The following is a 13323-nucleotide window of genomic DNA, read 5'->3' as shown; positions in this document are numbered from 1 at the left end:
CATCACCGGTTCAGCGCGATCCAATAGCGCCGCACCGACACGTGCTCGAGATGGCGGATGCCCTCCAGGACGCCGCCGTTGCGTTCGATCGTCCGGGCCGAGGCGACGTTGTCCGCCAGGCACGGGATGAGGACCCGCTCCAGGCCGAGAGCGCGGGCCTCGCCGAGCATCTCGGCCAGCGCCCAGCCGGCCAGGCCGCGACGGCGCGCCGATGGCCGTACGCCGTAGCCGACGTGGCCGATGCCGTCGTCGAACCTGTGCCGCAGGTCGATCCCGCCGAGGACGCGGCCGTCCTCGACGATCCAGCGCGGTGAGCCGTGCTTCTCCTCCGGGCAGGGTTCCCCGGCCCGGTGGGTCAGGTGGAGGCGTCGGCGCACCCAGCCGGCGAAGCCCTCCGGTGAGTCCACGTCGTCGGCGGCGTTCAGGCCGAAGCCGTCCTCGTGCAGCCCGGGGCCCCATTCGTCGCGGCATTCCAGGAAGGCGGCGTGCAGGAGAACGGTCGGCTCGGTCAGTTCAGGCATGCGGCGACGGTAGCCAGCACCCGACCAGAGCGGCGAATTCGCATTAAGGGGTCCACGGTCCAGATTGCGCCGCAAACTGGGAAGGTGTTCAGGGAGGTACCTGAACGCCGTTTCTGGGTTTCCGCGGCCGATTCAGGGCCACTACCGGGCCAGCTCCCGACGAACCTCGCGCTCGACGACAAACGATTCGTGCTGCCGAAGGTGAGCTTGGTCATTGCCTTGGCCGCGGAGCGACCCTGTCAGGATGAGGGCATGCTTGTTGCCTTCTCCGTCACCCCGCTCGGCGCGGGCGAGTCCGTCGGTGACCTGGTGGCCGAGGCCGTCCGGGTCGTGCGGGCCTCCGGGCTGCCCAACCGCACCGACGCCATGTTCACCACCGTCGAGGGCGAGTGGGACGAGGTGATGGCCGTGGTCAAGCAGGCGGTCGACGCCGTCGCCGCGCACGCGCCGCGGGTGTCGGTCTCGCTCAAGGCCGACATCCGGCCCGGCGTCACCGACGCGCTGCACGCCAAGGTCGAGCACGTCGAGCGCCGGCTGGCGGAGCGGTGAGACGCCTGGTCATGTGGGACATCGACAACACGTTGCTGCGCGGCGGCGGGGTCGCGGCCCAGGCCTGGCGTGCCGCGTTCACCGCGGTCACCGGCGTCGAGTGGCGGGCCACGCCGAACTTCGGCGGGCGGACCGACCTCGACATCTGCGCCGAGGTCTTCGCCACGCACGGCGTCACCGACTGCACGCCGGAGCGGTTCTTCGCCCGCTACGTCGAGGAGGTGCACGTCTCGCGGCACCTCTTCGCCGAGCAGGGCGCGCTGATGCCGGGCGTGCGGGCCGCGCTCGACGAGCTCGGCGCGCGCGGCGACGTGGTGCAGACGCTGGTCACCGGCAACGTGCCGCAGGTGGCCGCCGCCAAGGTCGCCGCGTTCGGCCTCGCCGCGGACTTCGATACGGAGATCGGCGGCTACGGCACCGACGACAGCGTGCGGGCCACGCTGGTGCGGCGGTGCCGGCAGCGGGCCGAGGCCAAGTACGGCGAGCGCTTCCGGGCCGTGGTGATCGGCGACACCCCCCACGACGTGACGGCGGCGCTGGCCAACGACGCGCTGGCCATCGGGGTCGCCACCGGCTCGGCCAGCATGGCCGAGCTGGCGCTGGCCGGCGCGCACGCCGTGCTACCGGACCTGTCCGACGTGGACGCCGCGGTCGCGGTCATCACAGGCTAGGCGGGGCCACCGGGTTGGGGATCGCCCCGCCGAAGCGGCGGTCGCGCTTGGCGTAGAGCTCGCAGGCGTACCAGAGGTGGCGGCGGTCGAAGTCCGGCCAGAGCGTGTCGAGGAAGACCAGCTCCGCGTACGCCGACTGCCAGAGCAGGAAGTTCGAGGTGCGCTCCTCGCCGGAGGGGCGCAGGAACATGTCCACCTCGGGGATCTCCGGGTGGTACAGGTACCGCGCGATCGTCTTCTCGTTGATCTTGTCGGCCTTGAGCCGGCCCGCCACCACGTCGCGGGCGATCGCCGCCGCCGCGTCCGCGATCTCCGCCTGGCCGCCGTAGTTCACGCAGAACTGCAGGGTCAGCTTGGAGTTGCCCTTCGACATCTCCTCCGCCGTCTGCAGCTCCGAGATCACGCTCTTCCACAGCCGGCCCGCGCGGCCCGACCACACCACCCGGACGCCCAGGTCGACCAGCTGGTCACGGCGCCGCCGGATCACGTCGCGGTTGAAGCCCATCAGGAAGCGGACCTCCTCCGGCGAACGCTTCCAGTTCTCCGTGGAGAACGCGTACGCCGAGAGGTAGGGGATGCCGAGCTCGATCGCGCCCTCGATGGTGTCGAAGAGCGAATACTCGCCCTGCTCGTGGCCCTTGGTGCGGGACAGGCCGCGCTCCTTGGCCCAGCGGCCGTTGCCGTCCATCACGACCGCGACGTGCTTCGGGATCGCGCCGGCCGGCAGGGCCGGCGGGCGGGCTCCGGAGGTGTGCGGAGTTGGCGGACGCGTCACGAGGTGCTCTCCCGTCGATCGACCAGTGGCAGCGCGCGCAGGTTGCGCTCCATGTGCCACTGCAGGTGTGCTGCCACCAGCCCGCTGCACTCGCGGCGTACCGGTGGCTCGGTGGCGTCGGCGACCTCCCAGTCGCCGCTGGTCAGGGCCGCCATCAGGGCTATCGTCGCCGGTGCCGGGTGTGCCGCGCCGGGCGGGCGGCAGTCGGGGCAGACCGAGCCGCCCGCGGGCACCGAGAACGCGCCGTGCCGCCCGGGCGTGCCGCAGACCGCGCACTCGGCCAGCGCGGGCGCCCAGCCCGCGAAGTTCATCCCGCGCAGCAGGTAGGCGTCCAGGACCAGGCTGGTCGCGTGCTCGCCCGCCGCGAGGGCCTTGATCGCGCCGAGGGTGAGCTGGAACAGCCGCAGGGCCGGCTCCCGCTCGACCGGGGAGAGCCGCTCGGCGGTCTCGGCGATGGCGCTGGCCGCGGTGTAGCGGGGGTAGTCGCCGAGGAACCGCTTGCCGAAGAGCGTCACGGCCTCGACCTGGCTGACCGAGTGCAGGCCGCTGCCCAGCCCTTCCGGCGAGCCGGCGAGCTGCAGGTCGATGTGGCCGAACGGCTCGAGCCGGGCGCCGAAGCGCGACGTCGTGCGGCGCACGCCGCGGGCCACCGCGCGCAGCCGGCCGTGCCGGCGGGTCAGCAGGGTGATGATCCGGTCGCTTTCGCCCAGTTTCTGCACGCGCAGGACCACCGCGTCGTCGCGGTAGAGCTGGCGGCGGTATCCGGCGGGCACGGACGCCATTCTGCCCCCTGGGTACGACCGACCCTGACCCGGATCTCAGGGTCTTCTCGGGGCTGCCTCAGTGGGAGGACCGATAGCGCCCGTACGGTGGCGCGCCCTAGCGTCAGGGGCATGACCCCGACTCTCGCCCGGCGCACCGGCGCCATCGCCCTGATCTCCGCGACCGCGGCCGCCCTGGCCGGGTGCGGCGCCGGGGTGGGTGCGCGGCTGACCTACGACGACACCGAGAAGGTGAAGGTCTCCGAGATCGTCCTGAGCGGCGGCAGCGGGAACGTCACCGTGTCGACGGCCCCGATCAACGAGACCCGGATCAAGCGGGTCGTGCGCACCGGCGGCTCCGCCGACCCGCAGGCCTCGTACCGGCTGGACGGCACGGTGCTGAGCATCGACACGCGCTGCGGCGACCGCTGCAACGTCTCGTACGAGATCCAGGCGCCGGCCGGGGTGCGCGTGCACGGCAAGCTCGGCGACGGCGACATCAGCCTGACCGACGTCGGCACCGCGGAGGTCACCGTCGGCTCGGGCAACGTCGAGATCGACGGGGCGAGCGGCGCGGTGTCGGTCAAGTCCGGCTCCGGCGACATCGCCGTCACCGACCTGCACGGCGCGGTCACGCTGGTGGCCGGCTCCGGCAACGTCGAGGCGCGCGGGCTCGCGGGCGGCGCGGCGGTCCGGGCGCAGGCCTCGTCCGGCGACGTCGAGGTCGAGCTGGCCGAGGCCGGCCCGGTGACGGCGCGGGCGGGCAGCGGAAACGTGGAGCTGGTGGTGCCGGACGGCAAGTACCAGGTGAAGGCGCAGACCGGGTCGGGCGACGAAGAGCTGATCGGCGTGACCGACGACCCGAGCGCGAAGATCCTGCTGGACGTGCAGACCGGCAGCGGCGACGTGACGATCACGACTATCCCGGGGGCGTAGGCGCCGGCTCCGAGCGGAAGTCGGCCGGGTCCCGCTCGCGCCGCGACAGCCAGACGAACGGCAGCGCGAGCGCGGACAGCCCGGCCGACAGCAGGTACGAGAACGGGTAGCCCCAGACGTCGGCGGAGCGGCCGAGCACCGGCTGGCTCACCACCCCGCCGACCGACGCCATCAGCGAGTCGAGGGACAGGACGGTCGCGCGCTGCCGCGACGGGATCATGCCGTTCAGGTAAGCCTGCCGCACGGGCTGCGCCGACGCGCCGACCAGCCCCCAGAGCACCACCAGCACCAGCACCACCCAGAAGTTCGGGATCAGCCCGACCAGCAGCACCACGACGACGTTCAGGCCGAGGGTGACCAGCAGCACCGAGGTGCGCCGGACGAAGACCCGCCGCAGGAACGGCGCGACCAGCCCGCCGACGATCTGCGCGGCCGCGAGCAGCGCCGCCGTCATGCCGACGATCCCGTACGCGGTGTCGTCGCCCCACAGCTCGAGCAGGTACGGCTGGAGCGCGTACCAGACGTAGATCGTGACGCCGCCGGTGAAGGGCGCGGCGAGCATGAGCCAGCGCACCGGCCGGACCCGCAGCCCGAAGCGCACCGAGTCGCCGGCGATGCCGCGGATCTCCCCGCGGAAGCCGGCGCCGCGCGCTCGGGTGAATCCGAGGTCGCGCATCAGCAGCGCGGCCACCACGAACATCACCGCCAGCACGCATGCGCGCAGCAGGTAGGGCGCGCCGAGCCCGGCGAACTGCGCGAGGTAGCCGCCGCCGGCCGCGCCGACCAGCATGCCGGCGCCGGTGAACACCTGCCCGCGCGCGAAGACCGCGTCGAGGCCGCCGGAGTACCCGGTGGCGCGCAGGGCGTCGACCAGCCAGGCCTCGGTGGCGCCGGAGAAGAACGTGAAGCCGAGGCCGATCAGGGCGGACGACACCGCCCAGGCCCAGAACGGCCCGTCGAGGTTCCAGAGCCACAGGTACAGCACCGTGGTAAGTGCGAGCGTCACCGTGCCGAGCAGGTAGGACGCCCGGCGGCCCCACCAGTCCGCGACGACCCCGGTCGGCACCTCGAAGATCACCATGCCGGCGGTGAAGAACGCGTTCGCGGCGAACGCCTCGAAATTGTTCAGCCCGGCGTCGAGCAGGAACAGCGTGTTGACGCCCCAGATGAGCGAGGCGGCCAGGGTGTTGCCGAGGCTGAGCCCGTAATACGTACGCCGGACCAGCGCGGCCGTGAACGTCATGTACGCACGGTCTCACCCACCGCGGCCCGTTGGCCCGCCTGGATCGGGGGAATCGCCGGGGAGACCGGCGCCTCGGCCGGCCGGCGGGTACGCCCGCCCGGCACGAGCACCGGCACGCGCCCGGCGGCGAAGTCCTCGACCCAGCCGAAGAGCAGCACGGCCAGGCTGACGAGCGCGACGATCACCACGAACCGCCAGCCGATGCCGACCGCGCCGCGCACCGGCAGGCCGTGCGCCTCCCCGATCTTGGTGACGGCCACGATGATCGGTACGTGCCAGAGGTAGATCGTCAGCGCCCGGGCGTTGAGGATCGTGACCAGCCGCCGGGGGCGCGCCGCGGTCGCGGCCGGCGCGAAGCCGAGCACGATCAGCACGAACGCGGCGGACCACAGCGCGTTGCCCAGCGGGATGTCGTTGAGGTCGTACCCGCGCGGCCCGGGATGGGTGGCGACCCAGGCCGCGCCGAGCGTGGCCAGCCCCGCCGCGAGGCCGACCAGGCGCCGTCGCGGTATCCGGCGCAGCATGCCGTCGTGGTGCGCGAAGCCGAGCAGCCACGCGCCGCCGTAGAGGGCCATGTCGCGCACGATCGCGTGCGGCGTCAGCCCGGCGAACGTGATGACGGCCAGCGCGGTGTAGGGCACCGCGACGGTCAGCTTCGGGAAGCGGCGGAAGACCGGCAGGGCGAGCGGCGACAGCAGCACGAACCAGAGGAAGTCGCGCAGGTACCAGGTGGCGCTCAGCGCCATCGAGCCCCAGCCGTTCGCGGGCGGGTCCTGGATCGGGAAGGCCCAGTAGAGGACCTTCCAGTCCCAGGCCAGCCCGGTGAACAGCATCGCGGGCACGGCGATCGCCGACATGGCCCAGAGCGAGGGCAGCAGCCGGCGCAGGCGGCGCTCGACGGCGAGCGGCCCGCAGCGGTCGATCGAGGCGGCCATCAGCGAGCCGGCCAGCGCGAACATCACCGTCATCGCGGGGAAGGCGATGGTGAGCGCGACCCAGCCGGTCGAGTGGTACACGACCACCCGGGCGATCGCGATCGCCCGCAGCAGGTCCAGATACCGATTCCGCATAGCCTAAAGGGCTATCGAAATAACCTCGACAAAGCAAACCAAACGGTCACAGCGTGAGATGACACACAATATGGATTAAAATCCCAACTTTCGGAGCTGCTTGGGATCCCGCTGCCATTCCTTGGCGATCCGGACGTGCAAGTCCAGGTAGACCTTGCGGCCGAGCAGCTTCTCGATCTCGGCCCGCGCCCGGGTGCCGACGTCCTTGAGCCGGGCGCCCCTGGTGCCGATCACGATCGACTTCTGGCTGTCCCGCTCGACGAAGAGGTTGGCGTAGATCTTGGTGGTCCGGCCCTCGACGATCATCTCCTCGACCAGGACGGCGATCGAGTGCGGCAGCTCCTCCCGCACGCCCTCGAGCGCGGCCTCGCGGACCAGCTCGCCGATGAGCACCTGCTCGGGCTCCTCGGTGAGCACGTCGTCCGGATAGAGCGGCGGCGACTCGGGCAGGCGCTTGACGATCACGTCGACCAGCGTCTCCACCTGGTGCCCGGAGACGGCGCTGACCGGCACGATGTCGGCGAAGTCGTAGAGCTTGCTGACGTCGATCAGCCGCTTCGCCAGCGTCGCCGGATCGACCAGGTCCACCTTGGTCACGACGGCGATGACGGTGGCCTTGAGCTCGGCGATCTCGGACGAGATGAACCGGTCACCGGCGCCGACGGGCTCGTCCGCGGGGAAGCAGACCCCGATGACGTCGACCTCGCTCCAGGTCTCCCGGACCAGGTCGTTGAGGCGCTCGCCGAGCAGCGTCTTCGGCCGGTGCAGGCCGGGGGTGTCGACCAGGACGAGCTGTGCGTGCTCCTGGTGCAGAATGCCGCGGATGATGTGCCGGGTGGTCTGCGGCTTGTTCGACGTAATAGCGATCTTCTGACCGATGATCGCATTCGTCAGGGTGGATTTGCCGGCGTTGGGCCGTCCGACAAAACACGCAAATCCGGCACGGTAGGTGGTATCGACGGTCTCGGCCCGGCTTGCGGCCTTGTGCCGGTGCTTCTTTCTCTCTTCCGTACGCGCGCTCGGCGCACCGTCGGAAGCCCGTGGCCCCTGGCTCAGCTCCCCCCGGGGTGAGCCACTCCCGCCCGGCGTCCGGGCGCCGGCCGCGCGCGGTTTCCCGCCACCGGACCGGCCCGCGGCCGGACCACCGGACCGGCCCGCGGCCGCGGGCTTCGCCGCGCCGCCCCGGCCCGCGCCACCAGCTGCCGCGCCGCCCGCGGCCGCGTCAACCTGCTCGCGGCGCGCGGCCCGGCGCTCCTGGCGCCGCAGCTCGTTACGCTCGCCGGCCGTCGGCCGCCGCTCCCCCGCCGCGGCCTCGCCGGCCCGCACCGGCCGAGCCTCGCCGCCGGCACCCTGCGCACGCCCAGGCCGCTCCGACCGGGCGTCCCCGCCCCGCCCCGCACCCTGGTCACGCCCGGACCGGACCGGCCGCGCCTCACCGTCCTTGCCGACCCTCTTCGGCCGGGCGTCGCCGCGCCCCGTGCCCTGGCGAACCGGCCGCGCCTCGCCGTCCTTGCCGACCCTCTTCGGCCGAGCCTCGCCGTCCTTGCCGACCTTCTTCGGCCGGGCGTCGCCGCCGCGGCCCGCGGCCTGCGCCCGCGCCGGACGCCCCTCGCGCTTCTCCGGCGTCACGCCGTCACCGTGCCCAGCAGGGCGCCGGTCGGGGCCGCCACGTGGATCGGCGCGTCCATGGCCAGGTCCCGGACCGCCGCCTGCCCGGCGCCGTCGAGCGTCGGCGCCTCGGTCACCACCGCGGCCGCCTCCAACGTCGTCGCGCCCGCCGCCACCGCCGAGGCGACCGCGAGCTGCAGGGCCGTGATCGACAGGCTGGGCAGGGCGACGCTCGCGGCCGCGTAGGTGCGGCCGTCCTGGTCGCGTACGGATGCGCCCTCGGCCGCGCCCACCCGGGCGCGGGCGCCGCGGGCCAGGGTGACCAGCTTCGCGTCCTCGGCGCTGAGCTCGCCCTCGGCGGGGTTGACGGCGGATCCGGCGGGGATGGTCTGGTCAGGCATCGGCGTGCTGTCTTTCCTCGTTCTCGGGGGCTTTCGCTTCTTTGTCACTGTTGTCCGGACCGCCGCGGCGCACCAGCACCGAGTCGATCCGGTTGCGGCGGCCGACCGTGCCCTCCGCGATCAGGTGCAGGCCGCACACGTCGACCGACGCCCCCGGGATCGGCACCCGGCCGAGCGTCTGCGCGAGCAGGCCGCCGACCGTCTCGACCTCGTCGGCCGGCAGCTCGACGCCGAACAGGTCGCCGAGGTCCTCGATCGGCAGCCGCGCGGTCACCCGCACCGACCCGTCCTCGAGATGTTCGATGGGCGGGTGCTCGACGTCGTACTCGTCGGTGATCTCGCCGACGATCTCCTCGAGGATGTCCTCGATGGTGACCAGCCCGGCCGTTCCGCCGTACTCGTCGACGACGATGACCAGGTGGGTGCGCGCCGCCTGCATCTCCGACAGCAGGTCGTCGACCGGCTTGGACTCCGGCACGAAGGTCGCCGGGCGCATCAGCTCGGCGACCGGGGAGGCCGAGGCCGCCGGGTCGCCGTTCTGGGTGCTGCGCACCACGTCCTTGAGGTAGAGCACGCCCAGCACGTCGTCGACGCTCTCGCCGATCACCGGGATGCGGGAGAAGCCGGAACGCAGGAAGAGGTAGAGCGCCTGCTGCAGCGTCTTGGCCGCCTCTATCCACACCATCTCGGTGCGCGGCACCATCACCTCGCGGGCGATGGTGTCGCCGAGCGCGAAGACCGAGTGGATCATTTCGCGCTCGCCGTGCTCCACGACGCCGCGCTGCTCGGCCAGGTCGACGAGCTCCCGCAGCTCCACCTGGCTGCCGAACGGCCCCTCGGGGAAGCCCTTGCCGGGCGTCACCGCGTTACCGATCAGGATCAGCAGCGACGCGAGCGGGTTCAGCGCGCGGCCGAGCCAGCGCACCAGCGGGGCGGTCGCCCGCCCGACCGCGTACGCGTGCTGGCGCCCGAGCGTGCGCGGCGCGACGCCGACCACGACGAAGCTGACCAGCGTCATCGCGCCGGCCGTGACCAGGGCGGCGCGCCAGCCGACGCCCCAGCTGTCCACCGCGACCAGCGCCACCAGGGTGGTCGCGGTCAGCTCGCAGAGCAGCCGGAGCAGCAGCAACAGGTTGAGGTGGCGCACCACGTCGCCGGCCACCGCCGTCAGCGCGGCGGCACCGCGCCGGCCCTCGCGCTCCATCTCCGCGGCGCGCGCCGGCGAGACGGTGGCCAGCGCGGCGTCGGTCATCGACGCCAGGCCGGCGAGGAGGACCAGGACCACCGCGTAGATGATCAGTTGCAGGTCAGGCAGGCCGGCGGTGTGGCCCGCCGCGAGTAACGACGGCTCCACGGGGATCAGCCGGCCCGCCGTCCGGAGCGCCAGCTCTGCAGCAGCCGGGCCTGCAGCGCGAACATCTCGCGCTCCTCCTCGGGCTCGGCATGGTCGTAGCCGAGCAGGTGCAGCACCCCGTGCACGGTGAGCAGGTGCAGCTCGTCCGCGGCGGAGTGCTCCGCCGCGGCGGCCTGCTTCGCCGCGACCTCGGGCGCGAGCACGATGTCGCCGAGCAGCGCCGGCTCCCCGGTGCCGGACTCGCCGGGCCCGTGGTCGACGCTGCCCTCGTCCATCGGGAACGCGAGCACGTCGGTCGGGCCGTCGCTGCCCATCCACCGCAGGTTCAACTCGGCCATGTAGTCGATGTCGACCAGCAGGATGGAAAGCTCGGCGAGGGGGTTGACCCCCATCTCCTCGAGCGCGTGCCGGGCCACCGCCAGGATCGCGTCGGTGTCGACGTCGACTCCCGACTCGTTGGCGATCTCGATGGACATGTAGTGCTTTACCCCTTATCAGCGCCGGCGATTCGGGCGTCCGCCGCTGGCGGCGCGCCCCTGCACGGCATGGACGGACTGCGTGGCCTGCTGTTCCTGCTCGGCGTCGAACCGGGCGTACGCGTCGACGATCTCGGCGACCAGCCGGTGCCGGACCACGTCGGAGCTGGACAGCTCCGCGAAGTGCACGTCCTCGACGTCGCGCAGGATCTCCCGGACGACCCGGAGCCCGCTGCTCGTGCCCCCGGGCAGGTCGACCTGCGTGACGTCACCGGTCACCACGATCTTCGCACCGAAGCCCAGCCGGGTCAGGAACATCTTCATCTGCTCGGGCGTCGTGTTCTGCGCCTCGTCGAGAATGATGAACGCGTCGTTCAACGTCCGACCCCGCATGTAGGCCAAGGGGGCCACCTCGATCGTGCCGGCCTGCATCAGGCGCGGGATCGACTCGGGGTCGAGCATGTCGTGCAGGGCGTCGTAGAGCGGCCGCAGGTACGGGTCGATCTTCTCGTTGAGCGTGCCGGGCAGAAAGCCGAGCCGCTCGCCGGCCTCGACGGCCGGGCGGGTGAGGATGATCCGGCTGACCTGCTTGGCGGTCAGGGCCTGCACGGCCTTGGCCATGGCCAGGTAGGTCTTGCCCGTGCCGGCCGGCCCGATGCCGAACACGATCGTGTTCTCGTCGATGGCGTCGACGTAGCGCTTCTGACCCAGCGTCTTGGGGCGGATGGTCTTGCCGCGCCGGGAGAGGATGTTGAGGGTGAGCACCTCGGCGGGGCGCTCGGCGGTGTTCTGCTCGAGCATCGCGACGGTGCGGCGGACGGCGTCGACGCTCAGCGTCTCGCCCTTCTCGGTCAGCTCGATCAGCTCGGAGAAGAGGCGCTCCGCGGTAGCGTTGTCGGCGGGCGCGCCGGTGATGGTGATCTCGTTGCCGCGGACGTGCACGTCGCTGGCGAGGATGCGCTCGATCAGCCGCAGAATCTCGTCCTTGGCGCCGAGCAGATTCACCATGATCTTGGGGTCGGAGACCGAGATCCTGGTCTGCACCCGAGCGGCGGCGTTGCTGGAATCGGTGCCGGTCATAGGGCGGCCGTGAGGCCTACGCCACCTGCTCTCTTTCTCGTCCCCGCCGATGATCGGCGGCCCGCCTGAGGATCGTGCCATCGTATCCGGTCGGCGCCTTCGACGCCGAGGCCATTATCGGCGGGTCCGCCGCCGGTAGACGCCCGGGTCAGCCCGTGGAGACGACAACGCCGTCGAACCCCTCCTGCGCCCGGGTGAACCGGTAGGTCGCCCAGTGCATCCGGACCACCGTTCCGTCGGCGTCGCGGGTCAGCCGCAGCAGCTCGCCGGCCTCGCGCCCGGAGACCGTGCGGAGCAGGTCCGGCTGGTCGGGCAGCGGCCGGAAGATCGACGGCGGCCGGTCCGCCGGGGCGTCGGCGGCGCGGGACTGCAGGGCGCCGTCATGCCAGCTGAAGAAGTGCTGGAAGCCCTCGCCCCACCACGGCCCGAGCACCGACCGGTACGCCTCGGGCGCGGCCCGGCCGGGCGACCAGGGCCGGATCTCGGCGGGGTCGGCCTCGACCGCGAGCCCGAGCAGCTCGTGCACCAGCTCGTTGATCTCCACGGCCGTTCCGGACGAGGCGAGCACCGCCGCGCCGAGCGCGCCCGGGTTGCCCTCGCCGCCCCGGCGGCCGTACACGCCGGCCAGGAAGCCGGGCATGGCGCCGTCGTGCCCGATGTGCATCACCCGGTTGCCCTGCGGCATCAGGATCAGCCCGAGGCCGAAGCCGGCGGCCCAGAGCGTCTCGTCGGTGGTGGTCTGCGGCCAGTACATCTCGGCGACCGTCTCGGGCGCGAGCACCCGCGCGCCCGGGTCGACGGTCTCCGGGCCGGTCAGGAACGCGGCCCAGCGGGCCATGTCGCCGGCGGTGCTCCAGAGCTGCGCCGCGGGCCCGGCGCCGCCGAGGTCCAGCTGCGGCTCGGGCCGGGCCGCGTCGGAGTACCGGTCGACCAGGTAGCCGACGACGGCGGCGCCGGTCGGCTCGACCGTGGTGGCGGACAGGCCGAGCGGTTCGAGGACGCGCTCGCGCAGCACGCCGGCCCAGGTGCCGCCGCGCAGCCGGGCCACCAGCTGCCCCAGCACGGCCAGGGCCAGGTTGGAGTAGTGGTAGCGGCGGTTGTTGGGCAGCACCCGCTCGGCCAGCGCCAGGTCGGCGAGCAGTCCGGCGTCGTCCGGCGCGACCAGCAGGTCCCAGACGTCGCCGTGCGGCTCGCGCTGCAGGCCCGCGGTGTGCGACAGCAGCCGGCGGATGGTCGCGCCGCCGTGCGCGGGCACGTCCAGGTGCGCGGAGACCGGGTCGTCCAGGTCCAGCAGGCCGTCGTCGCGGGCCTGCATGACCAGTACGGCGGTGAACGTCTTGGTGACCGAGCCGATCCGGAACCGGCTCTCCGCGTCCAGCGGGTGTCCGGGGTTGCCCGAGTTGCCGACGGTGCAGGTCCAGACGCCGCGGTCGGGCCGGTGCAGCGCGACCGAGAGCGCCGGCACCCGGGCCTCGGCCTGTACCCGGCGCACCGCGCGCTCCAGGCGCTGCTGTGGCGTCACCGGGACACCATCGGGCCCAGCGGCCGGCCGCCGAGCACGTGTGCGTGCACGTGGAAGACCTCCTGGCCGCCGTTGGCGCCGCTGTTGAAGATCAGCCGGAAGCCGTCGGCGAGCAGGCCCTCGGCCTCGGCCACCGCGGCGGCCGCGGCCAGCACGTCGGCGGCGGCCCGCGGATCGGCGTTGGCGACGGCGGCGACGTCACCGTGATGCGCCTTGGGGATCACCAGGACGTGCACCGGCGCCTTCGGGTCGATGTCGCGGAAGGCGAGCGTGGTGTCGGTCTCGTGCACGACGGTCGCCGGGATTTCTCCGGCGACGATGCGGCAGAACAGGCAGTCGTTGTCCACCCGGAAGAT

The 13323-nt window shown here is 72.7% G+C and carries 15 protein-coding genes; 3 read left to right on the top strand and 12 right to left on the bottom strand.

The genetic code is table 11. The features are described from left to right. Window positions 1–2: 2 nt before the first annotated feature. On the bottom strand, window positions 3–521 hold the full coding sequence (locus ACIBSW_RS12860) for a GNAT family N-acetyltransferase (protein ID WP_354720577.1): 519 nt from the start codon (window positions 519–521) through the stop codon (window positions 3–5). Between the two features lie 252 nt (window positions 522–773). On the opposite strand from ACIBSW_RS12860, the gene ACIBSW_RS12855 reads away from it, so the two are divergent. Further along, on the top strand, window positions 774–1070 hold the full coding sequence (locus ACIBSW_RS12855) for an MTH1187 family thiamine-binding protein (RefSeq protein ID WP_354720579.1): 297 nt from the start codon (window positions 774–776) through the stop codon (window positions 1068–1070). After that, the gene (locus ACIBSW_RS12850; protein WP_354720581.1) at window positions 1067–1741 is read left to right on the top strand and encodes an HAD family hydrolase; all 675 of its coding nucleotides are present in this window, start codon (window positions 1067–1069) and stop codon (window positions 1739–1741) included. The genes ACIBSW_RS12855 and ACIBSW_RS12850 overlap by 4 nt, the downstream gene beginning before the upstream one ends. On the opposite strand, the gene ACIBSW_RS12845 is transcribed toward ACIBSW_RS12850, so the two are convergent. Both ACIBSW_RS12845 and recO read right to left on the bottom strand, forming a co-directional pair. Next, entirely contained in the window at window positions 1731–2516 is a 786-nt protein-coding gene (locus ACIBSW_RS12845) for an isoprenyl transferase (RefSeq protein WP_354720583.1), read from the bottom strand. The genes ACIBSW_RS12850 and ACIBSW_RS12845 overlap by 11 nt on opposite strands. Next, on the bottom strand, window positions 2513–3298 hold the full coding sequence (gene recO / locus ACIBSW_RS12840) for a DNA repair protein RecO (RefSeq protein ID WP_354720585.1): 786 nt from the start codon (window positions 3296–3298) through the stop codon (window positions 2513–2515). Before recO ends, ACIBSW_RS12845 begins: the two co-directional genes overlap by 4 nt. Window positions 3299–3409: 111 nt before the next feature. Between recO and ACIBSW_RS12835 the strand changes: the two genes are divergently transcribed. Continuing rightward, window positions 3410–4213 (top strand): DUF4097 family beta strand repeat-containing protein, encoded by an 804-nt coding sequence (locus ACIBSW_RS12835; RefSeq protein ID WP_354720587.1) that lies wholly within the window; start codon window positions 3410–3412, stop codon window positions 4211–4213. Here ACIBSW_RS12835 and ACIBSW_RS12830 read toward each other — a convergent pair. The 9 genes from ACIBSW_RS12830 to ACIBSW_RS12790 form a co-directional block, all read right to left on the bottom strand. Beyond that, window positions 4197–5456: an MFS transporter gene (locus ACIBSW_RS12830; protein ID WP_354720589.1), complete on the bottom strand. Its 1260-nt coding sequence runs from the start codon at window positions 5454–5456 to the stop codon at window positions 4197–4199. The genes ACIBSW_RS12835 and ACIBSW_RS12830 overlap by 17 nt on opposite strands. Next, window positions 5453–6526, bottom strand: coding sequence for an acyltransferase (locus tag ACIBSW_RS12825; RefSeq protein ID WP_354720591.1), 1074 nt, complete (start codon window positions 6524–6526; stop codon window positions 5453–5455). Before ACIBSW_RS12825 ends, ACIBSW_RS12830 begins: the two co-directional genes overlap by 4 nt. Window positions 6527–6601: 75 nt before the next feature. Further along, complete coding sequence (era, locus tag ACIBSW_RS12820; RefSeq protein ID WP_404799356.1) at window positions 6602–7582, bottom strand: GTPase Era; 981 nt, start codon at window positions 7580–7582, stop codon at window positions 6602–6604. 569 nt (window positions 7583–8151) lie between these two features. Beyond that, window positions 8152–8535: a cytidine deaminase gene (locus ACIBSW_RS12815; RefSeq protein ID WP_354720593.1), complete on the bottom strand. Its 384-nt coding sequence runs from the start codon at window positions 8533–8535 to the stop codon at window positions 8152–8154. Next, window positions 8528–9889, bottom strand: a complete 1362-nt coding sequence (locus tag ACIBSW_RS12810; RefSeq protein WP_354720595.1) for a hemolysin family protein — start codon at window positions 9887–9889, stop codon at window positions 8528–8530. Before ACIBSW_RS12810 ends, ACIBSW_RS12815 begins: the two co-directional genes overlap by 8 nt. Before the next feature lie 5 nt (window positions 9890–9894). Then, window positions 9895–10365, bottom strand: a complete 471-nt coding sequence (gene ybeY, locus ACIBSW_RS12805) for an rRNA maturation RNase YbeY (RefSeq protein ID WP_354720597.1) — start codon at window positions 10363–10365, stop codon at window positions 9895–9897. 18 nt (window positions 10366–10383) lie between these two features. Next, complete coding sequence (locus ACIBSW_RS12800; RefSeq protein ID WP_354720599.1) at window positions 10384–11445, bottom strand: PhoH family protein; 1062 nt, start codon at window positions 11443–11445, stop codon at window positions 10384–10386. Between the two features lie 148 nt (window positions 11446–11593). Next, window positions 11594–12967 carry a serine hydrolase domain-containing protein gene (locus ACIBSW_RS12795; protein WP_354720601.1) on the bottom strand — a complete coding sequence of 458 codons (1374 nt, stop codon included), beginning with the start codon at window positions 12965–12967 and terminating at the stop codon, window positions 11594–11596. After that, on the bottom strand, window positions 12964–13314 hold the full coding sequence (locus ACIBSW_RS12790; protein WP_354720603.1) for a histidine triad nucleotide-binding protein: 351 nt from the start codon (window positions 13312–13314) through the stop codon (window positions 12964–12966). The genes ACIBSW_RS12795 and ACIBSW_RS12790 overlap by 4 nt, the downstream gene beginning before the upstream one ends. Between the last annotated feature and the right edge of the window lie 9 nt (window positions 13315–13323).

The organism is Actinoplanes sp. NPDC049668 (assembly GCF_044465445.1).
Taxonomy (GTDB): domain Bacteria; phylum Actinomycetota; class Actinomycetes; order Mycobacteriales; family Micromonosporaceae; genus Actinoplanes.
This window is presented reverse-complemented; position numbering and strand designations above follow the sequence as displayed.